A 23,919-nucleotide genomic window follows, 5' to 3' on the forward strand; every position below is an offset into this window, starting at 1 on the left:
CCTCTCTTCAACCCACTGTGCAGGAGCTTTCCATGAAAGACAGCCAACGTTCCTTCCTTCCCTCCTCCGTCGCGACCACGCGCCGCAAGCTCGTGCAGGCCGGGGGCGCGGCCGCCATGCTGGGCGTGCTGGGAGCACCGGCTTTGGTGCGCGCGCAAAGCGGCCCCAAGATCCGCATTGGCTACTGGCCCATCGCGGCGGGTCTGCCTTTTTATGCGGCCATCGAACGCGGCTTCTTCAAGGAAGCCGGTTTGGACGTGGAGGCCTTGCGCTTCGCCGGGGCCCAGCAAGTGATGGAGGCCGTGTTGTCCGACCGCGCCGACGGCACGGCCAACGGCACCGGTTCGGCCAACATCGCCATCGGCGAGCTGGCTCAGCCGGGTACGTTCAAGATCTTCTGCTCCAACCCCAGCAACGCCAAGAACGTGCTGGACCAAGTGCTGGTGCCCAAGGACAGCCCGGCCAAGACCATCGCCGACCTCAAGGGCAAGCGCGTGGCCTCCGGCCCCGGCATCCAGAACGTGACGCTGGCCAAGACGGTGTTCGAGCGCGGCGGCGCCACCGGCGTGACGGTCGTGGAGCTGCCCATCGGCCAGCACGTGGCGGCGCTCGCCGCAGGCCAGGTCGACGGCTGCTACACGCTGGAGCCCACGGGCACCATCGGCCGCATGAACGGCACCACCCGCATGCTCGAAGCCGGCGTGATCGCCAAGTACGTGCTGGGTGACCCGATGGCGCCGTGGTTCGGCGGCTCGGCGTCGCTGTCCTCGGCCTTCATCAAGAAATACCCGGCCGAGGCCAAGAAGTTCATCGCCGCCTACGGCAAGGGCGTGCAGTTCGTGCGCAGCCAGGCCGTCGAGGCGCGCCAGTACCTCAAGGGCTACACGGCCATCGAAGGCGCGTTGACCGGCGAGGTGCCCCTGGCCGCTTACACGATGTACAACGAGTTCACGCCGGCCGACGTGGCGCACTTCCAGAAGTTCTTCGACCTGTTCGCCGAGAAGGGCATCTTCTCCTCGCGCCTGATGGTCGACACCATGCTCTACAAGGGCTGAAGACCATGACGGACTCCACCTCCGCTGGTGGCCAGCGGTCTGCCAGCCCTTGGGCCCAGGCCGTTGGCGGGGCGCCTGCCGTGCCGCGCAAACGAAACTGGGCCAAGGCCTTGCCCTTCATCGGCCCGGCCTTGCTCTTCATCGTCTGGGACTTGGTCGTGCGCTTGGGCATGGTCAAGCCCATCCTGCTGCCGCCGCCGGCTGCCACCGTCAGCACCTTGCTCAACGGCCTGGCCGGGGGGCCGTTGCTGACGGACTTCGTCGTCACGTTGTGGCGGACCGCGCAGGCCTTCCTGATCGCGGCGGTGGTCGGGGTGCCCCTGGGCGTGGTGCTGGGCAGCGCCGAGAAGGCCTACCGCAGCGTGGAGTTCCTGATCGACTTCTTCCGTTCCACGCCGTCCTCGGCGCTGATCCCGCTCTTCCTGATGATCTTCGGCGTGTCCGACATCAACAAGGTGGCGATCGCGGCCTTTGGTGCCCTGCTGATCGTGGTGTTCAACAGCGCCTACGGTGTGATCAACGCGCGCAAGCAGCGCGTGATGGCGGCCAAGGTCATGGGCGCCTCGCGGTGGCAGATCTTCAAGGACGTGCTGATCTGGGAAAGCCTCCAGCCCAGCTTCGTGGGCCTGCGCTCGGCCGTGTCCATGGCCCTGGTGATCGTGATCGTGGCCGAGATGTTCATCGGTTCCGACAGCGGCCTGGGCAACCGCATCATCAACGCGCAGCAGGTGATGAATGTGAAGGACATGTACGCCGCCATCCTGTCGGCCGGCATCCTGGGTTATGTGCTGAACATCCTGTTCCTCGTCGCCGAGCGTCGAATTGTTCACTGGAGTGGAAGATGAACGCAGCGCGGAATCGCTTCAAGCCAGCGAACGCCCTCTTTTCATTGGGGGGCGGCGACAACATGTCGCGCGCAGCGTGGGAGAAAACATCATGAGCGAGGTTCTGAATGCCCCCGTGGTCGCCGACGTGCCGCTGGCACCTTTCCGGCCTGGCCCGGCGGGCACCCACATCACCATCCGCAGCTTGACCAAGTATTTCGCAGGCTGGCCGCTGTACGAGAACTTCGACCTCGACATTCCCAAGGGCAAGATCGTCTCGGTCTTCGGGCCGAACGGCTGCGGCAAATCCACGCTGATCAACATGATCGCGGGCCTGGTGCCCATCGACAGCGGCGAGATCCTGTTCGACGGCAAGTCGCTCCAGGACACCAAGATCGGTTACGTCTTCCAGAACTACCGCGAGGCCATGTTTCCCTGGATGCGCACCATCGACAACATCGCCTACCCGCTCAAGCTCGAAGGCCAGAGCAAGGCCGAGGTGGACCGCCGCATGGCCGAGCTGGTAGCCAGCTTCGACGTCAAGTTCGACCTCAACCGCTATCCCTACGAACTCTCGGGCGGGCAGCAGCAGACCGCGTCCATCATGCGCGCGTTGGCGCCCAAGCCGGAAGTGCTGTTCCTGGATGAGCCATTCTCGGCGCTGGATTTCGAGATGACACTGTTCATCCGCGAGAAGCTGCAAGAGGTCTTCATGCAGACCGGCACCACCATGCTGCTGGTCTCGCACGACCTGGAGGAGGCCGTCTACCTGGCCGACCAGGTACTCTTGCTCACCAAGCGCCCGACCCGCGTGGCTGAAATCCTGCCCTACGACGATGCCCGTCCGCGCACGGTCGAGACCTTGTCAGAGGCCAGCTTCGTCGCCACCAAGAAGAAGAGCCTGGAGATCTTTCAGCGCGAGGTGCGGCGCTAGCGCTGGCGCCAAAGGGCCTAGGCCCCAAGCGGTGTGTTGGCCGCCGCGGGACGGCTTCAGCCCGGGGGCTTCAGATAGGCCTCGACCATGGCGCGGCATGTATTCAGGTTGGATTTTTGCCAGCTGGGCTTGAGCAGGTCGCGTTTGAGGATGTGCGAGAGCGTGTGGGCGTGCTGCCGGCCGTAATAGGCCAGGCCGGCCATGGCGATGTAAAGCTGCAGGGCGTCGATGTCCGCGCGCACTTCGCCCGTCGCCGCGCCGCGCGCCAGCAACTGCCGGATGCGGCCGACCACCGGTGCCGCCATCTGAGGGATGCGCTCGGACAGCGACAGGTGCCGCGCCTCGTTCAGGTTCTCGAAGGCCAGCAGCTTGCGCAGCTTGGGATGGTCGGCGAAGTGCTCGGCGATGAAGTCGAAGGCACGCAGCAGTCCCTCCATCGGCGGCAAGTCATCGGGGATGGCCTGCAACTCCGCCTGGCGCAGTTGCGCCATCACCGTGTCCAGCACCTCCAGGTACAGACCGTCCTTGCCGCCGAAGTAATGGTAGAGCATGCGGATGCTCGTACCTGCCGCTTGCACGATGCGGTCGGTGCGCGCGCCGCTGTAGCCGTGGCTGGCGAATTCTTCGACGGCGGCTTCCAGCAGCCGGGCGCGGGTGCGCTCCGGGTCGCGGCGGACGGCGGGACGGCTCTTGGCCTGCTTGGACGTGCTGCTGGGGGCAGCGCGTGCCGCAGTGGGCGCGGCCGCGCGGCGCGGTGTGGGACGGGTGCTCAAAAACGGGTTTCCTAAGCGGTCGACAAGGCCACGGCGAGGTCGAGCAGGCGCTCGTCATGGCCAGGCGCGGAGATGAAAGACAGTCCGATCGGCAGACCTTGGGTGTGGCGCAGCGGCAGTACGAGCTGGGGCAACCCGGCCAGTCCGGCCAGTGCGCCCAAGGCCAGCGCGTGGTCGTAGAAGGCGTTGCGCGTTGCGGCGTCCGCGCCGCGGTGCAGCGCGACGGTGGGCGCGGCCGGAACCAGCCAGGCTTCGTCCTGCCCCAGTCGCTCACGCAAGGCACGCGCCGCGTCGGTGCGCCACGCGCGCCAGCGCGCCCCGATGGACTCGTCCAAGGCCAATGCACCCGCGAAGCGCGGTGCGATCGCGGGGCCGAAGCGCGGGCGTCGCGCGCGGATCCAAGGGCCGAGGTGGGTGCGGATTTCCAAGCCCTGGAGTGTGGCATAGGCGGTCAGCCAATCACGCCACGGTGCCGTGCCCTGTTCCTGGGCGACAGCGGCGTCGCCCTCGCCCTCACCAAAGGCCAGGCGCTCCTCCCGCAGACCGGCGCGCCGGGCCCAGTCCAGCAAGGCCTCGCGCACCTCGGGGGAGGCCAGGGCGAGTGTGTCTTGCGCGATGCACAGGCGCAGCGGAGCACGAACGGGGGTTGGGGCGGACGAGCCACCGAGCAACACCTGCCCGGCGTCGCGCAGCAGCGCGGCATCGCGCGCGAACCAGCCCACGGTGTCCAGGCTGGGCGCGAAGGGCAGCACGCCGCTCAGGGCAATGCGTCCATGCGTGGGCCGCAGGGCGTGCAGGCCGCAGAACGAGGCGGGCACGCGCACCGAGCCGCCGGTGTCCGTGCCCAGGGCCAGGTCGGCTTCGCCCCAGGCCACGGCCACGGCGGAGCCGCTGGACGAGCCGCCGGGCAGGCGCCCGGGGTCCAGCGGGTGGACCGGCGTGCCGAAGAAGGCGTTCTCGCCTTCCAAGCTGAAGGCCAGTTCATCGGTGACGGTCTTGCCGACGACGCGCGCGCCCGCGGCGCGCAGCGCGGCGACGCAGGGCGCGTCCGCCGCTGCCTCGCCGTGCGAGCTCGCCCAGTCGGGGTTGCCGCCGCCCGTGATCGTGCCGCCCACGTCGATCAGGTCCTTGACGGCCAAACGCACACCCGCGAGCCGGCCGGGTCCGGTTGGCTCGCGTTCCGCACGCGGGCCAGGGACGAAAGCACCCGAGGGGTGGGGCGCCGGATCACCCGCGCCGGACAGGTTCATGCTGGCAAGGCGCGCAGCACCGCCGTGGAGTCGGTGACGAAGCCGAAGCATTTCTTGACGTTCCAGATCGTCGCCTCGGTGCAGAAGTAGGGCGAGCTTGTGGCGCAGCAATCGCTGAGCATGACGCAGCCATAGCCCAGGAAGTTGGCGTCGGTCAGCGTGTGCAGCACGCATTGGTCGGTGTTGCAGCCGGCGAACAGGATGCTCTTGACGCCCAGGTTGCGCAGGATGCTGTCCAGAGGGGTGTCCCAGAAGCCGCTGATGCGGTGCTTGTCCACGAGGTAATCGCCGTCATGGGGTGTCAGCTCGTCGACGATGGCGGCGGGCCAGGAATCCTTTTGCAGCACATGGCCCTTGCCATTGGGCAGCGGGTCGCCCAAGCCCACGCCCTTGCCGCTGTTCTTGTAGAGGTGGATCTGGTTGGGCGACATGTTGGCCAGGTCTGGGCGGTTGCCCCAATTCACCCAGATCACCGGCACGCCGGCCTGGCGCAGCGCGGGCAGCAGGGCTTCCAGCGGCGCGATGGGCGCGCGGTCGGCCTGGTAGTTGCCGCCGATGTGATCGACCCAGCCGCCCTCAGTGCAGAAGTCGTTTTGCAGGTCGATGATGACGATGGCCGTGCGGCGCAGGTCCAGCACCACGTTTTGCGGCTCGGCGTCGATGCGCGCACGCACGGGCGCGGGCGGCTCCACCGACATGTCGACCTCGCGCTCGCTGGCCACCCAGTAGTACTGCGGGGCCAGGCCCAGGGCGTTGTCGGGGCGCGGGTCGGGAATGTAGGGGTGAGGTTTCATGGGAACTCCTGCGATGAAGGACCAGGGGACACGGATGGGGGCGCGGTTTTGGACAGGCCGTGCCACGGTTTGGTGCGATGGCGCGCGCGCGCACCACCCGCGCACCGCGAACGCCCCGAATCGCCGTCCGCGGGCCTCGAAAACCGGCCTTGACGGGGCGCCGCGGCTGGCATCGTTATTGCAAGAGGCATGCCTGTAAGTAATCAGTTATTTACTTGCCGCAACCCATACGTTGAAAGGTCTCGTCATGGAAGCTTCCGTTTTCTCCCGTCGTGTGTTCGCCCTGGGTGGCCTGCTCGCCGCCTTCTTGCTGGCCGTGCCGGCGCAAGCCGCCGACCCCCTGGCCGTTGGCATCCTGATTCCTGGCTCCAAGTCCGACAAGGGCTGGATGGAGTCCGGCTATGACGGCTTGGTCGCCGCGCAGAAGGAGCTGGGCGCCAAGATCAAGGTGCAGATGATCGAGAACATCAACTACGCCGACATGGAGCAGGCGTTGACCAACCTGGCCAGCAAGAACGCCCTTGTGATCGGCGTGGGCGGTCAGACCCAGGCCGCGGTGCTCAAGGTCTCCAAGCGTTTCCCCAAGGTCAAGTTCTCCATCGTCGGCGGCAACAAGTCCGAGGAACTGGCGAACGTCGCCGGTTACGACGTGAAGCAGGCCGAGATCGCCTTCGTCGCCGGCGCCGCCGCCGCCATGCTGTCCAAGAACGGCGCCGTGAGCTATGTCGGCGGCATGGAGATCCCCTCCATCGTCAACGCCGGCAAGGAATTCGGCAACGGCGCCAAGTACATCAATCCCAAGATCAAGTACTTCGAGAACTACACGGGTGACTTCGACAACGTCGCCAAATCCAAGGAAGCCACCCTGGCCGCCATCGCCCAGGGGGCCGACGTGCACTACCACATCCTCAACCTCGGCCTGCGCGGCCTGGAACAGGCGGCCAAGGAAAAGGGCACCAAGATCATCGGCAGCTACACCAATTACTGCGGCAGCGATCCGCTCTACGTGGCCTACAGCATCACGGGCGTGGGCTTCCAGGTGCAGTACGCCATCAAGGAAGCGGTTGCAGGCACCTGGAAGGCGGGCTACAAGCCCTTCGGCCTGGCCATGGGGCCCAAGGCGTCTGACATGGTGATCTGCGGCGGCACGGCCGAGCAGAAGAACAAGCTCGAACAGATCAAGAAGGACATCCAGTCCGGCAAGATCAAGGTGCTGGAAGGCTGAGCCATGCAGGCCGGTCTGCCCACCTCGACCCTGACGCACGGCGATGGCCGTGACGGCGGCGGCGCGGCCCTGCTGCGCCTGGATGGCTTGTCCAAGCGCTTCGGGGCGTTGCAGGCTTTGGGTGAGGTGTCGCTGGAACTCCACCCAGGCGAGGTGCACTGCTTGCTCGGCGAGAACGGCGCCGGCAAGTCCACGCTGTGCAACCTGGTGTTCGGCGTGCACCAGCCCGACGCCGGTGCCATGACGCTGGCCGGTGCGGCCTACCAGCCGCGTTCGCCCGCGGATGCGCTGGCGCAGGGCATCGCCATGGTGCACCAGCATTTCAGCCTGGTGCCCGACATGACGGTGCTGGACAACCTGCTGCTGGGCCAAGCGAACGACACACGTTGGGGGGTGCTGGATCGCAAGGCGGGCGCGGCGCGCATCCTGGCCATGCACGAGCGCTACGGCCTGGCGCTGGACCCGCACGCCCGCATCCAGGATTTGTCGGTGGGCGAACGCCAGCGGGTGGAAATCGTCAAGTGCCTGGCGCGTGAACCGCGCCTCCTGGTGCTGGACGAGCCCACGGCCGTGCTGCTGCCGGAGGAGATCAAGGCGTTGCTGGCCGTCTGCGAGCGCGTCGCTCAGCAAGGCTGCGGCGTGGTGTTGGTCACGCACAAGCTGGCCGAGATCCAGCAGATCGCGCGCCGCGCCACGGTGCTGCGCGCGGGCCGGGTGGTGGCGCGTTCGGACGCGCCCGCGCGTGAGATCGACACGCTGGTGCGCGCGATGATCCAGCGCGAACTGAACGCCCCGGCCCACGCCTCCGCGCCCATGCCGGTCGCATCGTTCTCATCTCTTGCCTCGTCCGGGCTCACAGCCGGACCTGCTGCAACATCCTTTGCCCCGCGCGCGCCCGGTCAGCCCGTGCCCGAGGCCGCCTTGCATGCCGATGGCCTGACCGTGCGCGATGCCGACGGCGTGCTGCGCCTGGACAACTTCACCCTGCTGGTGGACCCCGGCGAGATCGTCGCGGTCGCGGGCGTGGAGGGCAATGGGCAAAGTGAATTGGGCGCCGTGCTCTCGGGCATGTTGGCGCCGACCGAAGGCCGGTATTTCATTCAGGGGCAAGAGATGACGCGCGCCACGCCGCGCGCCCTGACCGGTGCGGGTTGCGGTGTCGTGCCCGAGGACCGCCATGCCCTGGCCTGCGTCACGGGCATGAGCGTGGCGGAGAACCTCCTGCTCGACCGCCTGCGCGATTACCGCCGTTTCGGCCTGCTTGACCGGACGGCCATGCGCGAGGCGGCGCTGGACCTGATGCGGCGCTTCGACGTGCGCGCGGCCAGCCCGGACGTGGCCTTTGGTGGACTGTCCGGCGGCAACCAGCAAAAGGCCGTGCTGGCGCGTGAACTCACGCTCGACCCCTTACGCTTCCTGCTGGCGGCGCAGCCCACGCGCGGTCTGGACGTGGGCGCGGTCGAAGCCGTCTACGGTCATATCCGCGCCGCGGCGGCGCGGGGTGTGGGCGTGCTGCTGATCTCGTCGGAACTGGACGAACTGCTGTCGGTGGCGCACCGGGTCGTGGTGCTCTACCGCGGCCGCATCATGGGCAGTTGCGCGACGGCCGGGGCCGACCGCGCGCGCATTGGTGCCTGGATGGCGGGCCATCGAGAAGAGGAAGAGGTGCTGGCATGAGTTGGAGGACCTCCCTGCTGATCCGCTTGCGGCCCAGTCCTGTCCTGCTGGTGTCGGCGGTGGCGGTGTTGTTGGCTTTCGGGGTGGGCGCACTGCTGATCGCCCTGATGGGGGTGCCCGTGGGCGAGGCGGTGGCGGCTTTCGCCGATGGGGCTTGGGGCTCGCCCTATGCCCTGGCGGCCTCGCTCAACCGTGCCCTGGTCTTCATGCTCGTGGGCCTGGGGTTCATCCTGGCCGAGCGCGCCAGCCTGACCAATGTGGGCGGCGAGGGGCAGATCGCCGTCGGCGGCATCACGGCCACGGCGTTCGCGCTGTGGGCGCCAGTGGCGGCCCTGCCCTGGGGGCTGTCCTTTGTCGTGCCTTTGCTGGGGGCCTGCTTGGCGGGTGCGCTCTGGGGCGGCATCGCGGGGGTGCTCAAAGTCAAGGCGGGGACCAACGAGGTGATCGCCACGCTGCTGCTGTCCTTCATCGCGATCTGGATGGTTTACGGCAGCGTGCAGTCAGAGAGCCTGCTGCGCCGACCCATGACGAGCTCGGCCACGCTGCCGGAGTCTTTGGAGATTCCCGAGGCCACGCAGTTGCCGCTGCTGACGGGGGATGCGTCCATGCCCCTGCATGCGGGTCTGCTGCTGGGCCTCGTGCTGGCTCTCGTGGTTGCGGTCATCCTGCGGCGCACGGTGCTGGGCCTGCAGCTGCGCGCCACCGGTCTGAACCCGCGCGCCGCGCGCCGCGCCGGCATGCCCATCGAGCGGCTCACGATCGGCGTGCTTTGCGCGGCCGGTGCCTTTGGCGGGCTCGCGGGGGCCTGCATGCTGCAGGGCGAGCAATACACGCTGAAGGCGGGCTTTTCTTCGGGTTATGGGTTTGACGGCCTCGTCGTCGGCCTGCTGGCGCGCGGCTCGATGCCGGGCGTGATCGCCGGGGCCCTGCTGTTTGGCTTCTTGCGCTCGGGCGGCATCAACATGGAGATGGTGGCGCAGGTGCCCACGGCCCTGGTCGTGGTGATCCAGGGCTTGATCATCGTGACGCTGGCGGGCGCGGCCCTGGGCATCCAGCGCATGGAGGCCCGCACACCATGAAAGGTCACCCATGATCGAACCCGAATTGGCCGCCGTCTTCATCGGCTCCAGCATCCGCCTTGCTGCGCCCCTGCTGCTGGCTGCCGCCGGTGAGTACGTGAGCGAGCGTGCCGGCGTGCTCAATATGAGCGTGGAGGGCATGATGCTGGCGGGCGCCTTCGCGGGCGCCACGGCTTCGTGGATGACCGGCTCGCCGCTGCTCGGCCTGCTGTTCGGCGTGCTGTGCGTGCTGCCGATTGCCTGGCTGCAGGCCTTCCTGAGCATCACGCTGCGCGCCAACCAGATCGTCACCGGCATCGGCATCAACATTCTGGTGCTGGGCGCCACCACGCTGGGCTACCGCGCCCTGTTTGGCAGCCGCTCGCGCGCTGAGATCCCGGGTCTGGACAAGTGGGCGCCGCCGGGGCTGGCCGACATCCCCTATCTGGGTGAGCACGTCTTCACGCAGACCTGGCTGCTGTATGCGGCGCTGCTGCTGGTCGTGGCTATCGCCTGGGTGATGCGTTCCACTGCCACCGGCCTGGCCGTGCACGCCGCCGGCATGTCGCCGCAGGCGGCCAGCCACTCGGGGTTGAAGGTCCGGCGCATCCGCTACGGCGCGGTGCTGTTCACCGGATTCATGTCGGCGCTGGCGGGGTGTTTCCTGTCCATTGGCGACATCCACACCTTCACCGAAGGCATGACCAGCGGCGCGGGTTACCTGGCCATCGCGGCGGTCATCTTCGGCAACTGGAAGCTGGGCCGCACCCTGCTGGCTTGCGGCTTGTTCGGCGCGGCCACGGCCTTGCAATTCCAGTTGCCCGCCCTGGGCGTGCAGGTGCCCAGTGCCTTGCTGATTGCCTTGCCCTATGTGCTGGCCCTGCTGGCCGTGGGTGGCCTGGTCGGTCGCCAGGTCGCGCCGACGGCGCTCGCCCAACCCTATGCAGGCCGTTGAATGAGGGAGAACTTGGCGTGAGCGACGACGAGATGTTGACCTATGTGCGTGCCTCGGCGCGCCTGCTGGACCTGCCCCTGGACGAAGCCCGCGCCGCGCGCGTGGCCGGGCACCTGCAACGCACGGCCGCGATGGCGGCCTTGCTGGAACGCCTGGACCTCGCGGTTGAGGACGAGCCCGCCGAGATTTACTGCCCCGCGCGGCCCGTGCCGGGAGCGTCCGCATGACGGGGATGCCCTTGAGAACCCATGAGCTGGCAAGTGCCATCGCCGCCGGGCAGCTCAGCGCGGCCGAGGCCCTGGGCCAAGCCATCGCGCGCATCGAGGCGACGGACGGGCGCGTCAACGCCTTCACCGCCCGCACCTTCGAACGCGCCCGGCGCGAGGCGGCCGACGTCGACGCCCGCCGCGCGCGTGGCGAGAGACTGCCGCCCCTGGCTGGCGTGCCCTACGCGGTCAAGAACCTGTTCGACATTGAAGGTGAGGTGACGCTGGCGGGCTCGAAGATCAATCGCGATGATCCGCCCGCGCGGGCCGACGCCGTGCTGGTGCAGCGCATGCGGGACGCGGGCGCGGTGCTGGTCGGCGCGCTCAACATGGACGAGTACGCCTACGGTTTCACCACCGAGAACTCGCACCAGGGCCCCACGCGCAACCCGCACGACCTGAGCCGCAGTGCCGGGGGTTCCTCGGGCGGCTCAGGTGCGGCCATCGCGGCCGGGCAGGTGAACATCACGCTGGGCTCGGACACCAATGGATCGATCCGCGTGCCGTCCTCGCTCTGCGGCGTCTGGGGGCTCAAGCCCACGTTCGGGCGGCTCTCGCGCAGGGGCAGTTACCCCTTCGTGCACAGCATCGACCACCTGGGGCCTTTCGCGGATTCGGTGGAAGGGCTGGCCTTGTCCTACGACGCGCTGCAGTACCCCGACCCGCAGGACCCGGGCTGCCATGCCCGCGCGGTGCAGGCGGTGCTGCCCACGCTGGCACAAGGCGTCGCCGGGCTGCGCGTGGGCGTGCTGGGGGGCTACTTTGAAGACCTGGCCACGGCCCCGGCCCGCGCGGCGGTCCTGGCCGCGGCCCGCGCGCTGGACGCGCGTGAACAGGTGCTCTGGCCCGATGCCGCCGAGGCGCGTGCGGCGGCCTTCATCGTCACCGCCAGCGAGGGCGGCAGCCTGCACCTGGACCACCTGCGCCAGCGCGCCGACGAGGCCGAGCCCCTGTCGGTGGACCGCTTCATCGCCGGGGCCTTGCAGCCAGCCGCCTGGATGACCCGCGCGCAACGTTTCCGTCGCGTCTACCGCGACAAGGTGAACGCTTTGTTCGCGCAATGGGATGTGCTGTTGGCCCCGGCCACCCCGATCGCCGCGCCCGTGATCGGCACGGAGTGGATCGAGATCCAGGGCGAACGCCTGCCCTGCCGTCCTTCGCTGGGTCTGCTGACGCAACCGGTGTCTTTCGCGGGCTGCCCCGTGGTGGCCGCGCCGCTGTGGCCCGGGGGCGAGGCGGGTCCGTTGCCGATCGGCGTGCAGATCATCGCCGCGCCCTGGCGCGAAGACCTGGCGCTGCGCGCCGCCCATGTGTTGCAAGCGGCGGGCGTGGCCTGCCTGAAGGAGACGACGCTGTGATGGAGATCAACCTGCCCGAGGTACTGGCCGAGGTGACCACTGCTTTCGAGCGCTACGAAGCCGCGCTGGCGGCCAATGACACGACCGTGCTGGACGAACTGTTTTGGGACAGTCCGCACACCCTGCGTTACGGCGCCGGTGAGAACCTTTACGGCATTGCCGCCATCCGCGCTTTCCGCAACGCGCGCCCCGCACCCGGAGCACGCGAACTGCTGCGCACGGCCATCACCACTTACGGGCGCGACTTCGCGACCGCCAACGTCGAATTCCGGCGCCCGGGGGTGGACCGCACGGGCCGTCAGAGCCAGACCTGGCTGCGCACGCCCGAAGGTTGGCGCGTGGTGGCCGCGCACGTGAGCTGGATGGGCTGAAGGGATGGAACCGGTGTGTGCGCTGAACGGAATGACGTGTGGGACACGACGTGAGCTGCATGCCATGAATTGCATGCCCTGGCAGTGAAAGAAAAGGAGGTCGACCGTGCACATCAACGCCCAACCCTTCGCCTACGAATGCGACCCGCGCGCGACGGCGCTGGTCCTCATCGACATGCAGCGCGACTTCATCGAACCCGGCGGTTTCGGCGAGACCCTGGGCAATGACGTCTCGCTGCTGGCCGCCATCGTGCCGGCGTGCCGCTCGGTGCTGGCCGCCTGGCGGCGCGCGGGCGGTTTGGTGCTGCACACGCGCGAGGCCCACCAGCCTGACCTGTCGGACTGCCCGCCGGCCAAGCGACTGCGTGGCAACCCCAGTCTGCGCATCGGTGATGCGGGCCCCATGGGCCGCATCCTGGTCGCGGGTGAACCGGGCAACCAGATCATCGACGCGCTCGCGCCGGCCCCCGGCGAGCTGGTGATTGACAAACCTGGCAAGGGCATGTTCTGGGCCACGGGCTTGCATGAAAAACTGCAGGCGCGCGGCGTGACCCACCTGATTTTCATGGGCGTGACCACCGAGGTTTGCGTGCAGACCTCGATGCGCGAGGCCAATGACCGCGGTTACGACAGCCTGGTGCTGGAGGACTGTACCGAGAGCTATTTCCCGGCCTTCAAGGCCGCGACCCTGGAGATGATCCGCGCCCAAGGCGCCATCGTCGGTTGGACGGCAAGGAGCGAGGCGCTGTTGGCTGCGCTAAAGTAGGCCCCGCGCCTACTTCATGCCCATGCCCACCCCTGTCACCCGCCGTACTGCCCGCCGCGTCACACCGCAGCCTCCCTCGCGTTCCGAACGGGTCTACGAGCAGCTCAAGCGCGACGTGGCCGATTTCCGGTTGGTGCCGGGCGACCGCTTCACCGAAAACGAACTCAGCGAGCGACTCGGCGTCTCCCGCACGCCCGTGCGTGAAGCCCTGTTGCGCTTGCAGCAAGAAGGCTTGGTCGAGGTGTTGTTTCGCAATGGCTGGCGCGTGCTGCCCTTTGATTTCGAGAAATTTGAGCAGCTCTACGACCTGCGCCTGGTCATCGAGACGGCGGCCGTGCAGCGCCTGTGCGGTGACGATCCCCAGGTGGACCGTGCCCGCCTTGAGGCGCTGGACGCCGTCTGGCTGGTGCCCGCCGAGCAGCGCAGCGGCGACGTCCGCCAGGTGGCGCAGTGGGACGAGGAGTTCCACGCCAGCCTGGTGGCCGCGGCCGGCAACGCCGAGATGGCGCGTGTGCACCGCGACGTGACCGAGCGCATCCGCATCATCCGCCGGTTGGACTTCACCAAGCCCGCGCGCATCGACGCCACCTACGAGGAGCACGCCAAGATCCTGCACGCCATCCAGCGCAAGCGCGGCGATCAGGCGGTGCTGCTGCTGCGCGCCCACATCGAGACCAGCCAGGCCGAGGTGCGCAAGATCACGCTGCACCAGGTGCATCTGGCGCGGCACGCACCGGAATCGGCGGCCTGATCTGGTCGCCTGACGGTCGCCAGGTGTTGGCGGGCGGGTGTGCCGCCCTTGCTGCTTACTCGATCACCGCCGCATGCGCCGCGTCGCCCTTGGGCGCGGGCGCCGGACGTTTGAGCAGCAGCACCAGGGGCAGGGCTGCGACGGTCACCCACATCATCAGGCGGAAATCCTGCAGGTAGGCCAGCACCGCCGCTTCACGCGTGACCAGACTGTTGAGGGTGGACAGGCCCGCCGTGGTGGACAGGTCGATGCCGCCGCTGTGCGCGGCCTGCTGCAGCGGCAGGCTCCAGGGGTTGATGTAACCCGCGAAGGCCGCGTGGTTGGCCTGGGCGCGCTGGGCCAGGTAGGTGGTGACGACCGAGATGCCAATGCTGCTGCCGATGTTGCGCATCAGGCTGAAGAGCGAGGTGGCGTCGCTGCGCCAGCGCGGGGCGATGGTGGCGAAGGTCACGGTCGACAGCGGCACGAAGATGAAGCCCAGCCCGAAGCCCTGGATCACGCCCGAGATGATCAGCTGCCGGTTGCCGATGTCGGTGTTGAACTGCGTCATCTGCCAGAGCGACAGGGTGGTGAGCGACAGGCCCAGCACGATGAGCTTGCGCGGGTCCACCTTGCCCGAGAGCTTGCCCACGATGACCATGGCCGCCATGGTGCCCAGCCCGCGCGGCGCCAGCACCAGGCCCACATCGATCACGGGGTAGCCCATCAGGTTGGACAGGAAGGGCGGCAGCAGGGCCATGGTGGCCAGCAGGATGATGCCGACGATGAAGATGAAGACCAGGCCGACGCTGAAGTTGCGGTCGCGGAACATGCCCGGCTCCAGGAACGGGTGTTCGTGCGTGAGCGTGTGCGTGATGAAGAGGTAGAAGGCAAACCCCATCAGCAAGGTCTCCACCACGATCTCGGGGCTGGCGAACCAGTCCTGCGACTCGCCGCGGTCCAGCATCATCTGCAGGGCACCGATGCCGAGGCCCAGCAGCACGAAGCCCAGCAGATCGAAGCGGCGGCGGTCCAGTGGCGTCTCGCGCACGTAAGCCGCGATGCCCAGCCAGGCCAGGATGCCGAAGGGCAGGTTGATGTAGAACACCCAGCGCCAGCTGTAGTACTCGGTCAGCCAGCCGCCCAGGGCGGGCCCGAGGATGGGGCCGACCATCACGCCCACGCCCCACATGGCCATGGCCGAGCCGTGCTTTTCGCGCGGGTAGGTGTCGAGCAGCACGGTCTGTGACAGCGGCACCAGGGCGGCGCCGAAGACCCCCTGCAGCATGCGAAAGAGCACGATCTGAGTCAGGTTCTGCGCCGCGCCGCAGAGCATGGAGGCGATGGTGAAGCCCGCGACCGACCAGAGGAAGATGCGCTTGCGGCCCAGCCGCGCGGACAGGATGCCCGTCAGCGGCATGAAGATGGCCGCCGCGACGATGTAGGAGGTCAGCACCCAGGAAATCTGGTCCTGCGTGGCGCCCATGGCACCCTGCATGTGCGGCAGCGCGACGTTGGCGATGGTGGTGTCCAGCGCCTGCATGATGGTGGACAGCATCACCGACAGGGTGATGAGTCCGCGATGCTGCACGTCAGACGCCGCGGGCGCGGTGGGCGTGGCGGTGTGGGCGCTCGGGGGAGCGGCGCTGTTGTCCAGCGCGGCGGTGTTGCTGCTCATGGCCTCGTCACCTGATCAGGAAAAGCGTGGGTGCCTGTGACGCGAATCAGAGCGTCAGCCCCAGGAAACGGCGGCGGTAGCCGGTGTCGATCTCGACGTGCGCGGAGAGGCCGGCACGCAGTTCGGGGGCGGTCCCCGTCCCCGAGGAACGGGCTTGCAAGGATTGCAGCCGGATGCGCACCGGCACGCGCTGGGCGATCTTCACCCAGTTCCCGGTTGCGTTTTGCGCGGGGATCACTGAGAACTCAGCGCCCGTGGCCGGGCTCAGGCTGTCCACCGTGCCGGTCCAGACCGCGTCGGGGTAGGTGTCCACGCGGATGACCACGGGTTGGCCGGCTTGCACATGGGTCAGGTCGGTCTCTGGGAAGTTGGCTTCGATCCACGGCTCGCCGTTGACCACCAAGGCCATCGCGCTGGCGCCCGGGCTGACGAACTGGCCGGGCTTGGGCGGCTTGTTCACCGTGCCCGGCAGCGAGGCGCGCACTTCCACGCGGGCCAGGTCCAACCGGGCCTGGGCCAGGGAGGCCTGAGCCGCCAGGTAGTTCGGGTGCTTCTCGATGGGCGCGGTCAGCGCGTTCTCGCCGCCACCCAAGGTCTCGCCGATGCGCTTGAGGTCTTCTTCCAGCGTCTGCACCTGCTGTTGCGCGATGGTGGCGGCGTCGCGCGCGTTGTCGTATTGCACGGCGGAGACGAAGTTGCTGGCGACCAGATCGGCTTGGCGTTTCTGCTCACGCAGGGCGGACTGGTAGCGCGAGCGCGCCAGCGCGATCTCGGCCTGCTTCTCGCGGTAGCCGGCGCGGGTGGCGGCCAAGTCGTTGCGAACCTGGGCCAGTTTCGCCTCGGCGCCTGCCACGGCCACTCGGTAGGGCGCGTCGTCCACGCGGAACAGCGGCTGACCCGCGGCAACGGTTTCGTTTTCCTGGACCAGCACCTGCTGCACGGTGCCTTGCACTTCGGCGCTCACCGGCACTTTGTCGGCTTTCACGTAGGCGTTGTCGGTTTCCACCTTGCGGCCGCCGTGCAGGTAGAGCCCGCCGATGAGCAGCAGGGCCAGGGAGGGCACCGCGATCAGCAAGAGGCGGCGTTGGCGACGGCGCTGGGTGTCGGGCGTGGAGGGGAGTGAGGTGGAGGTACTCATTGCTGTGAACCTTGAGGAGAGAAAACGGAGGGCAAGGAAAGAAACAGACGATGGAAGAATGGCGCGCGATGCGTCAGCGCTGACCGAGGTTGTCGCGCACGGTGCGCAGCACGTTCATCAGGGTGGCGGCTTGCGCGGCCGGCACGCCTTGCAGCGCCTCGGCATGCACACCCGCGGCCGTTTCCGCGATGGTTTCCAGGATCGGCGCGGCCTTGGGCAGCAGATGCAGCTGGTAGGCCCTGCGGTCTTGGGGGTCGGCGCGGCGCTCCACCCAGCCCGACTGACTGAGCTGATCAATCAGCCGGGCCAGGGTGATGGGCTGGATGTCCAGCAGTTCGGCCAGATCCACTTGGCGGATGCCGGGATGGCGCTCCACGTTGAGCAGAACCTTGGCTTGCGCCAGGGTCATGGAGGTGCCTTGCAGGCGTTGCGCGTAGATGCGGCGCATCTGGCGCATGATGTCCGCCAGCAAAAAACCGAGGGTGTCCTGGGAGCGTGCCATGGGGTGGGTCTGCGTCTGCGGATTAATAGTAAGCAATGCTTATTATATGCCTTGCATGCCATTTTGCAAGCGAGCTGCTTTCCCCCTGTCGGTGGCGGCAGGCTGTGCCCGGAGCGCGACGTTCTGCCTCGGCGCGAGCCGCTCGCCACGTCAGCGGGTATGACAAAACCCAGTCGGCGCGGGCGGATGGGTCATACTGCGCCGCATGACCCATCCCCTTGCCTTGAATCTTGCCCTGCAAGGCGGTGGCGCCCACGGCGCCTACACCTGGGGTGTGCTTGACGCCTTGCTCGCCGCGGGAGAGTCCCCGCAGTCCGAGGCCGGCGCGGATGAACCGGGCGCGGGTCTGGTGTTCGAGGGCTTGTCAGGCAGCAGCGCGGGCGCGGTGAACGCCGTGGTGCTGGCCGATGGCTGGATCAAGGGCGAGGCCGACGGCATCGGGGGCCGCGCGGGCGCGCGCCGGGCGTTGGCCGATTTCTGGACGGCGCTGGGCCAGAAAATGCCGGCCCACACCGTGGACCCCTTGGGCTTCGGTCTGGTCAGCCCCGGTCAGGGCGCCGTCAGCCTGGGTTCGGCTGGGCGCCTGCTGGCCAGCTGGGCCAGCCAGTTCTCGCCGGCGCAGATCAACCCCTTCGACCTCAACCCCCTGCGGGACCTGCTGGTCGCGCATATCGACTTCGAGGCCTTGCGCCGGCAATCGCCCTTCAAGCTCTTCATCGGCGCGACCCAGGTCAACACCGCGCGGTTGCGCGTCTTCCGAGAACACGAACTGACTGTGGATGTGATGCTGGCCTCTGCCTGCCTGCCGCGCATCCACCGCACCGTGGTGATCGAGGGCGAGCCCTATTGGGACGGCGGCTACAGCGCCAATCCGGCGGTTTACCCGCTGTTCCACGCCTGCCGCAGCAGCGATGTGCTGCTGGTGTTGCTCAACCCCCTGCGGCGCAGCCGCATGCCGCAGAGCGCGGCGGAGATCGAGACCCGCATCGCCGAGCTGGGCTTCAACACCCACTTCATGCGCGAGATGCGCATGTTCGCCGCGCTGCCGTCCTATTCGCTGTTCAACACCAAGCTGGAGCGTCGCTTGCGCGCGATGCGCTTTCACATGATCGGGGGCAGCGAGCTGGAAAGCCTGGCCCGCAGTGAAAGCAAGATGCTGCCGTATGCCCCTTTTCTGCAGTACCTGCACGCGCAGGGCCGCGAGCATGCGCAGGACTGGCTGCGCGACAACGCCGTCCATGTCGGACGGCGTTCCAGCATCGACGTGCAGGCCTTGTTCGCCTGAGCACGGCGCATACCCAGATCCGATTCGTCGCTGCTTGCTCTGGCCTTAGCCTTTCGCGGGCAGCACCGTGCCCGTGCAATCCCCGAAGCCAATGCGCACCGCGCCGGCTTTCTCACAATGGCCGCGCAGCGTCACTCGGTCACCGTCGTGCAGGAAGGTGCGCTGCTCGCCATCGGGCAGGCTCAGCGGCTGCTTGCCACCGCGGGTCAGCTCCAGCAACGCGCCCGCTTCCTCGAGGGTGGGGCCGGACAGGGTGCCGCTGCCGAACAGATCGCCCGGCTGTAGATTGCAGCCGCCGACGGTGTGGTGGGTGACCAGCTGCGCCAGCGTCCAGTAGGCATGCCGATAGCTGGTGCGCACGATGCGGTGCGCGGCTTGACCGGCCTGGCGCATGCGGCTGGTCTGGATCAGCACTTCGAGCTGGATGTCGAAGGCCCCGCCCTCGCGATTGGCCGCGCTGTCCAGGTAGGGCAGGGGTTGGGGGTCTCCGTCCGGGCGCGTGAACGCTGTGCGGTACGGGGCGAGCGCTTCCAGCGTCACGATCCAAGGCGAGATCGTGGTCGCGAAGTTCTTGGAGAGCATCGGTCCGAGCGGCTGGTATTCCCAGGCCTGGATGTCGCGGGCCGACCAATCGTTGAGCAGGCACAGGCCAAACACATGGTCCTCGGCTTCGACCAGCGGCACCGGCTCGCCCAGTGGATTACCTTGGCCGATGAAGATGCCCAGTTCCAGTTCGATGTCCAGCCGCTGCGTGGGTGCGAGCGTCGGCGCCGTGGTGGCGGGGTCGGCGCCGGGCGCCATCAACTGGCCCTTGGGCCGATGGAACTGCTGGCCTGACACGCCGATGCTGCTGCTGCGTCCGTGGTAGCCAATCGGCACCCATTTGTAGTTGGGCAGCAGCGGGTTGTCGGGCCGGAAGAGCCGGCCCACGTTGGTGGCGTGGTGGACCGAGGTATAGAAATCGGTGTAGTCGCCGATGCGCGCCGGCAAGGCGTATTCCACCTCGGCCTGGGGCGTCAGGTGGGCTTGCAGCACGGCTTGCACCGCGTGCGAGGCCTCGGCGCGCAGCCCCCGCGAGAGGGCCAGCCGCAGACCAGACCAGGCCGCGGGACCCAGCGCCATCAGCGCGTTGAGTGCGGCATCTTCACGGCAGAGCGTGAGCGCCGCGGCCAGGCTGGCGTCCAGCTTTAGCGCCTGATGGACCGCATGCGGCGCCAGGTCCAACACCTGGTCGCCGATGGCGACGCCGGCGCGGAACCGCTCGTCCGTGTGGCTGCGCCGGAAGATGGCGTAAGGCAGGTTCTGGATGGGAAAGTCGCTCACCGTGGCGGCTTGGGCCGCGACCGCGTCGCTGGCCGCGATCGCGGCACGGGGGTTCGCGGACACCACCCAACTGCGCAGTGCCGGGTCGTGGGTTTCGTTGAGACGGAAAGGGCGTGTCGTGGTCATGGAAGAGGGAACGGGGCAGGGGGAAGGTGGGTGGGGCGCTGTGGTCGGATCACTTCGCGTCGGCCAGTTCCAGCGAATGCATCCAAGCCGCGTGCTTGGGCGCGCGCTTGGTCTGGGCCCACTCGTTGAGCATGTCCCACTTGACCTCGGCCGCGCGCCGATTCAACTCGGGCGTGCTGGTGTCCACGGCCAGTTCAAGGCGGTGGCCATTGGGGTCGAAGAAATAGATGGACTTGAACAGGGTGTGGTCGGTGACGCCCACCACCTCGATGCCATCGGCCTGCAGGCGGGCCTTCACGTCTTCCAGGGTGTCCAGGCTGTCCACCTCGAAGGCGATGTGCTGCACCCAGGCAGGCGTGTTTTCGTCGCGGCCCATCTCGGGCTGCGTGGGCAGTTCGAAGAAGGCAAGCACGTTGCCACCGCCTGCGTCGAGGAAGATGTGCATGTAGGGGTCATGCGCTTTGGTGGAGGGAACATAGTCCTCGGCGAAGGCGAGTTGGAAGTCCATGTTGAGGTACTTCTGGTACCACTCCACGGTCTGCTTGGCGTCCTTGCAGCGGTAGGCGACGTGGTGGATCTTGGATATCTTCATGAGGAGCTCCTCGTGGCATGGGAAGAGTGAAGGGCGATGGGCGGACCGGTCGGGCGTGGCTCAGAGCGCGGATGTGGCGTCTTCGTCCTCGGGCTCGCTGGCGTCCGCGGCGCCATGGGCCAGCGCCAACCCATGGTTGTGCGCGACCAGGCGATCGAGCAGAGCACTCAGCTGGGTTTGCTCAGTCGGCGTGAGACAGCCGACGATTTCCGCGTTGCGTTCGTGCACCAATTGCATGGCACGCGCGCAGGCCTTGCGGCCCGCCGCGGTCAGCGTCAGCGTGACGCCTCGTCCGTCTTGTTGACTGTCGCGCTTGCTGACCAGACCCAATGTCACCAAGGCCTGCGCGGCACGGCTGGCCTGGCTTTTGTTCAGGTTGGCGTAGCGCGCCAGGTCCTTGACCGACAGGGACTCGAAACGGCCGATGGCGGTCAGACAGCGGCCATCGCTCAGACTGAGCCCGACCGCCCCTGGATAGCGCTGCTGGGTCTCCAAATCACTCACCTTCTGCAGCAGATGCAGCCGGTAGGTGAAGGTGCGTTCCAGCGGGGTGGGGTCGGGGGTCTGAGTCACGCTCACTCCACCGTGATGTTGGCGGCCTTGATCACCGGGCCCCACTTGGCGCGCTCGGCCGCGGCGTAGGCGGCCATTTCCTCGGGCGTGCTCTGGATGGCTTCCAGGCCCAGCGCGATCAGGCGGGCCTTGACGTTGTCGTCGTTGAAGGCGTCGTGCAGGGCTTTATGCAACTTGGCCACCACGGGCGCGGGCGTGCCAGCGGGCACGACCACGCCCTGCCACGCATAGGCTTCAAAGCCTTTCAAGCCTTGTTCGTTCAGCGTGGGCACGGTGTTGAAGCCGCGCACGCGGCGGTCGCTGGCCACGCCGATCGGCTTGAGCTTGCCGCTCTCCAGGAAAGCCTTGCCCGCGGCGGTGTCCACGAACATGAAGGGAATCTGGCCGCCGACCACGTCCTGAATGGCGGGCGCCGCGCCGCGGTAGGGCACGTGCGTGAGCGTGAGCTGCGTCTGCTGAGCGAAGAGCGCGGTGGCCAAGTGGTGCGGGCTGCCCGCGCCCGGTGAGCCGTAGTTGGCGCCGTTGGGGCCGGACTGCTGGGCCTTGGCCCAGGCGGTGAATTCCTTCAGGTCCTTGGCGGGCACCTGCGGGTTGACGGCCAGGATCAGCGGAAAGCGCACCGTCAGGCCGATGGGCGCGAAGCTCTTCTCGGCGTCGTAGGGCAGCTTGCGATAGAGGAAGGGGTTGGCCGCCAGCGTGGCCGTGTCGGCCGACAGCAGGGTGTAGCCGTCCGCCTTGGCTTCGGCAACGTAGGCCGCGCCGATGCTGGTGGCCGCGCCCGGCTTGTTGTTGATGACGATGGGTTGACCCAGCGTGCGGCTCATGGATTCGGCAAGGGTGCGGGCCAGCACGTCGGTGCCGCCGCCGGCCGGGTAGGGCACGACCCACTCGATGGGCTTGCTGGGGTAACTCTGGGCCGAGGCGGAGCCGGCGGCCAGCAGGCCGGCGGACATCAGCGTGGTGGCCAGGCCGGCCGTGAACAAGCGACGGGCGGTGTTGCAAACCGCGGGCGTACTGGGATGGGGCATGGTCTTGTCTCCTGATCTGGTTGAAGCCGTGTGTTCCGGCCGATGAACTGTAGCGCCGTTATGGTTGCGCGTGCAACCATCTGGAGCGCCCATCAGCTAGGGGTTTGCCCGGGCGGAAGGTCTGTCGGTGCACATGTGTTTGTGTGTTGTCCCCCGCGCGGCAGCGGACGGGTCGAGGCCTGGGCGTCCGACCAGGAACACCGGGTGCCGGGGGCTCGGTGCGTACGCCGTCCGGCGTATTCCTGCACGAGGCCACCTTTTTTACATTGGCCTTGCTTTCTTCCCACCCACCTTCCCTCATCGAACGGAGTCCTCCCCCATGAAATCCCAACGTCGTTACACGCTCAAGGCGCTGGCCGCGGCCACCGCCGTGTCCACCTTCGGCCTGACGGGCCTGTCCGCCCAAGCCGCCGACACCATCAAGGTGGGCGTGCTGCACAGCCTGTCCGGCACCATGGCCATTTCCGAGACGGTGTTGAAAGACACCGTGCTGATGGCCATCGACGAAATCAATGCCAAGGGCGGCGTGCTGGGCAAGAAACTCGAGCCCGTGATCGTCGACCCGGCCTCCAACTGGCCCCTGTTCGCCGAGAAGACCAAGCAGCTGCTGACGCAAGACAAGGTGGCTGTGATCTTCGGCTGCTGGACGTCGGTGTCGCGCAAGTCGGTGCTGCCGGTCGTGGAAGAACTCAACGGCCTGCTGTTCTACCCCGTGCAGTACGAGGGTGAAGAGCTGTCCAAGAACGTGTTCTACACGGGCGCCGCACCGAACCAGCAGGCCATTCCCGCCGTGGAATACCTGATGAGCAAGGACGGCGGTTCCGCCAAGCGCTTCGTGCTGTTGGGCACGGACTACGTGTACCCGCGCACGACGAACAAGATCCTGCGTTCCTTCCTGCACAGCAAGGGCATCAAGGACGAAGACATCATGGAGGAGTACACGCCCTTTGGCCACTCCGACTACCAGACCATCATCGCCAACATCAAGAAGTTCGCCTCCGCTGGCAAGAAGACGGCCGTGGTCTCGACCATCAACGGCGACTCCAACGTGCCCTTCTACAAGGAACTGGGCAATGCGGGCTTGAAGGCCACCGACGTGCCGGTCGTTGCATTCTCGGTCGGCGAGGAAGAGCTGCGTGGCGTGGACACCAAGCCCCTGGTTGGCCACCTGGCCGCCTGGAACTACTTCATGAGCATCAAGAGCCCGGCCAACACCGAGTTCACCAAGAAGTGGGCCACCTACGCCAAGGCCAAGGCCATCCCCGGCCACAAGGACAAGCCGCTGACCAATGACCCGATGGAAGCCACCTACATCGGCATCAACATGTGGAAGCAGGCCGTCGAGAAGGCCAAGACCACGGATGTGGACGCGGTGATCAAGGCGATGGCCGGCCAGACCTTCAAGGCACCGTCGGGCATCACGTCCAAGATGGACGAGAAGAACCACCACCTGCACAAGAGCGTGTTCATCGGCGAAGTCAAGGCCGATGGCCAGTTCAACGTGGTGTGGAAGACCCCGGGTCCGGTCAAGGCCCAACCCTGGAGCCCCTACATCCCCGAGAACAAGGGCAAGAAGGACGAGCCGGACGGCAAGACAAAAATGTAATCCCCCCCGAGTCGGCCCTGGCGGGCCGCCCC

The 23,919-nt window shown here is 67.5% G+C and carries 24 protein-coding genes; 14 read left to right on the forward strand and 10 right to left on the reverse strand.

The window, feature by feature from the left end; genetic code table 11:
- Positions 1-32 precede the first annotated feature (32 nt).
- The 3 genes from HGR_RS01905 to HGR_RS01915 all read left to right on the forward strand — a co-directional run bounded on the left by HGR_RS01905 (position 33) and on the right by HGR_RS01915 (position 2,813).
- Complete coding sequence (locus HGR_RS01905; protein WP_006296368.1) at positions 33-1,055, forward strand: ABC transporter substrate-binding protein; 1,023 nt, start codon at positions 33-35, stop codon at positions 1,053-1,055.
- A gap of 5 nt (positions 1,056-1,060) precedes the next feature.
- Positions 1,061-1,900, forward strand: coding sequence for an ABC transporter permease (locus tag HGR_RS01910; protein ID WP_006296369.1), 840 nt, complete (start codon positions 1,061-1,063; stop codon positions 1,898-1,900).
- Positions 1,901-1,991: 91 nt separating this feature from the next.
- On the forward strand, positions 1,992-2,813 hold the full coding sequence (locus HGR_RS01915) for an ABC transporter ATP-binding protein (RefSeq protein WP_039852050.1): 822 nt from the start codon (positions 1,992-1,994) through the stop codon (positions 2,811-2,813).
- 56 nt (positions 2,814-2,869) lie between these two features.
- Here HGR_RS01915 and HGR_RS01920 read toward each other — a convergent pair whose 3' ends face one another.
- From HGR_RS01920 to HGR_RS01930, 3 genes are read right to left on the reverse strand one after another with little or no spacing between them, the layout of a single operon-like run.
- Entirely contained in the window at positions 2,870-3,586 is a 717-nt protein-coding gene (locus HGR_RS01920) for a TetR/AcrR family transcriptional regulator (protein WP_006296371.1), read from the reverse strand.
- Between the two features lie 11 nt (positions 3,587-3,597).
- The gene (locus HGR_RS01925; protein ID WP_006296372.1) at positions 3,598-4,836 is read right to left on the reverse strand and encodes an amidase; all 1,239 of its coding nucleotides are present in this window, start codon (positions 4,834-4,836) and stop codon (positions 3,598-3,600) included.
- Positions 4,833-5,630: a cysteine hydrolase gene (locus HGR_RS01930; protein WP_006296373.1), complete on the reverse strand. Its 798-nt coding sequence runs from the start codon at positions 5,628-5,630 to the stop codon at positions 4,833-4,835. Before HGR_RS01930 ends, HGR_RS01925 begins: the two co-directional genes overlap by 4 nt.
- A 247-nt stretch (positions 5,631-5,877) precedes the next feature.
- Here HGR_RS01930 and HGR_RS01935 point away from each other — a divergent pair, with 247 nt between their 5' ends.
- The 9 genes from HGR_RS01935 (at position 5,878) to HGR_RS01975 (ending at position 14,057) form a co-directional block, all read left to right on the forward strand.
- On the forward strand, positions 5,878-6,855 hold the full coding sequence (locus HGR_RS01935) for a BMP family protein (RefSeq protein WP_006296374.1): 978 nt from the start codon (positions 5,878-5,880) through the stop codon (positions 6,853-6,855).
- Positions 6,856-6,858: 3 nt separating this feature from the next.
- Positions 6,859-8,532, forward strand: coding sequence for an ABC transporter ATP-binding protein (locus HGR_RS01940; protein WP_006296375.1), 1,674 nt, complete (start codon positions 6,859-6,861; stop codon positions 8,530-8,532).
- A complete protein-coding gene (locus HGR_RS01945; RefSeq protein WP_006296376.1) occupies positions 8,529-9,611 on the forward strand; it encodes an ABC transporter permease in 1,083 nt (360 codons plus the stop codon). The genes HGR_RS01940 and HGR_RS01945 overlap by 4 nt, the downstream gene beginning before the upstream one ends.
- A 10-nt stretch (positions 9,612-9,621) precedes the next feature.
- Entirely contained in the window at positions 9,622-10,545 is a 924-nt protein-coding gene (locus tag HGR_RS01950; RefSeq protein ID WP_006296377.1) for an ABC transporter permease, read from the forward strand.
- 17 nt (positions 10,546-10,562) lie between these two features.
- Positions 10,563-10,772, forward strand: a complete 210-nt coding sequence (locus HGR_RS01955) for a DUF4089 domain-containing protein (RefSeq protein ID WP_006296378.1) — start codon at positions 10,563-10,565, stop codon at positions 10,770-10,772.
- Complete coding sequence (locus HGR_RS01960; protein ID WP_006296379.1) at positions 10,769-12,169, forward strand: AtzE family amidohydrolase; 1,401 nt, start codon at positions 10,769-10,771, stop codon at positions 12,167-12,169. Before HGR_RS01955 ends, HGR_RS01960 begins: the two co-directional genes overlap by 4 nt.
- Positions 12,169-12,540 carry an oxalurate catabolism protein HpxZ gene (hpxZ, locus tag HGR_RS01965; RefSeq protein ID WP_006296380.1) on the forward strand — a complete coding sequence of 124 codons (372 nt, stop codon included), beginning with the start codon at positions 12,169-12,171 and terminating at the stop codon, positions 12,538-12,540. The genes HGR_RS01960 and hpxZ overlap by 1 nt, the downstream gene beginning before the upstream one ends.
- Positions 12,541-12,646: 106 nt before the next feature.
- A complete protein-coding gene (locus HGR_RS01970; protein WP_006296381.1) occupies positions 12,647-13,306 on the forward strand; it encodes a cysteine hydrolase family protein in 660 nt (219 codons plus the stop codon).
- A gap of 16 nt (positions 13,307-13,322) precedes the next feature.
- Positions 13,323-14,057, forward strand: coding sequence for a GntR family transcriptional regulator (locus HGR_RS01975; protein WP_006296382.1), 735 nt, complete (start codon positions 13,323-13,325; stop codon positions 14,055-14,057).
- A gap of 55 nt (positions 14,058-14,112) precedes the next feature.
- On the opposite strand, the gene HGR_RS01980 is transcribed toward HGR_RS01975, so the two are convergent.
- The 3 genes from HGR_RS01980 to HGR_RS01990 all read right to left on the reverse strand — a co-directional run bounded on the left by HGR_RS01980 (position 14,113) and on the right by HGR_RS01990 (position 17,354).
- On the reverse strand, positions 14,113-15,714 hold the full coding sequence (locus HGR_RS01980; RefSeq protein WP_006296383.1) for a DHA2 family efflux MFS transporter permease subunit: 1,602 nt from the start codon (positions 15,712-15,714) through the stop codon (positions 14,113-14,115).
- Positions 15,715-15,760: 46 nt separating this feature from the next.
- On the reverse strand, positions 15,761-16,852 hold the full coding sequence (locus tag HGR_RS01985; RefSeq protein ID WP_006296384.1) for an HlyD family secretion protein: 1,092 nt from the start codon (positions 16,850-16,852) through the stop codon (positions 15,761-15,763).
- A 73-nt stretch (positions 16,853-16,925) separates the two neighbouring features.
- On the reverse strand, positions 16,926-17,354 hold the full coding sequence (locus HGR_RS01990; protein WP_006296385.1) for a MarR family winged helix-turn-helix transcriptional regulator: 429 nt from the start codon (positions 17,352-17,354) through the stop codon (positions 16,926-16,928).
- Positions 17,355-17,559: 205 nt separating this feature from the next.
- Here HGR_RS01990 and HGR_RS01995 point away from each other — a divergent pair, with 205 nt between their 5' ends.
- Entirely contained in the window at positions 17,560-18,639 is a 1,080-nt protein-coding gene (locus HGR_RS01995) for a patatin-like phospholipase family protein (RefSeq protein WP_006296386.1), read from the forward strand.
- A 45-nt stretch (positions 18,640-18,684) separates the two neighbouring features.
- On the opposite strand, the gene fahA is transcribed toward HGR_RS01995, so the two are convergent.
- From fahA to HGR_RS02015, 4 genes are read right to left on the reverse strand one after another with little or no spacing between them, the layout of a single operon-like run.
- Complete coding sequence (gene fahA / locus HGR_RS02000) at positions 18,685-20,088, reverse strand: fumarylacetoacetase (protein ID WP_006296387.1); 1,404 nt, start codon at positions 20,086-20,088, stop codon at positions 18,685-18,687.
- Positions 20,089-20,137: 49 nt separating this feature from the next.
- On the reverse strand, positions 20,138-20,680 hold the full coding sequence (locus HGR_RS02005; RefSeq protein ID WP_006296388.1) for a VOC family protein: 543 nt from the start codon (positions 20,678-20,680) through the stop codon (positions 20,138-20,140).
- A 60-nt stretch (positions 20,681-20,740) separates the two neighbouring features.
- Positions 20,741-21,253 (reverse strand): MarR family winged helix-turn-helix transcriptional regulator, encoded by a 513-nt coding sequence (locus HGR_RS02010; RefSeq protein ID WP_006296389.1) that lies wholly within the window; start codon positions 21,251-21,253, stop codon positions 20,741-20,743.
- A 2-nt stretch (positions 21,254-21,255) separates the two neighbouring features.
- Entirely contained in the window at positions 21,256-22,281 is a 1,026-nt protein-coding gene (locus HGR_RS02015; protein WP_006296390.1) for a Bug family tripartite tricarboxylate transporter substrate binding protein, read from the reverse strand.
- 319 nt (positions 22,282-22,600) lie between these two features.
- On the opposite strand from HGR_RS02015, the gene urtA reads away from it, so the two are divergent.
- Positions 22,601-23,887, forward strand: coding sequence for an urea ABC transporter substrate-binding protein (urtA, locus tag HGR_RS02020; protein ID WP_006296391.1), 1,287 nt, complete (start codon positions 22,601-22,603; stop codon positions 23,885-23,887).
- Positions 23,888-23,919: the final 32 nt, after the last annotated feature.

This window comes from Hylemonella gracilis ATCC 19624, from assembly GCF_000211835.1.
Classification (GTDB): domain Bacteria; phylum Pseudomonadota; class Gammaproteobacteria; order Burkholderiales; family Burkholderiaceae_C; genus Hylemonella; species Hylemonella gracilis.